We start from the raw sequence: 400 nt of genomic DNA, 5'->3' as shown, positions 1-400 counted from the left end.
CGGTGTTCTCCTGCGGATATACAAGAAGTAACGGTTGTGCGTCGCTCTGTTGATGCCAGACGCAAACCTCGTATATTTTTCGTCTTTACTCTGCAAGTAAGTGTAAAAAATGAAAAGACCGTGTTGCGGAAGTTTAAACTTGATGAATCGGTTCGAAAAATAGAAGAAATGAAGGCGGATCCGATTGTTTACGGGTCTGAACGACTGACTCACAGACCGATTGTAGTCGGCACCGGGCCGGCAGGACTGGGAGCGGCCTTGACGTTGGCGGAGCATGGTTATTGCCCGCTTGTCTTGGAGCGAGGATATGATGTAGAGCGGCGCAGTGAAGCGGTACGTCGTTTTTGGGAAGACGGCGAGTTTGACAGTCGTTCGAATGTACAATTCGGAGAAGGCGGTG

Annotated in this window: 1 protein-coding gene; it reads left to right on the top strand. The window is 50.0% G+C overall.

Annotated features, from left to right (window positions below):
- Window positions 1-400, top strand: a 400-nt coding sequence (locus PGX78_RS08975; RefSeq protein WP_442864828.1) for an NAD(P)-binding protein, incomplete at both ends; no start/stop codon positions are given.

It is taken from the genome of Megasphaera sp. AF13-6AC (genome assembly GCF_027685385.1).
Taxonomy (GTDB): domain Bacteria; phylum Bacillota; class Negativicutes; order Veillonellales; family Megasphaeraceae; genus Megasphaera; species Megasphaera micronuciformis.
This window is presented reverse-complemented; position numbering and strand designations above follow the sequence as displayed.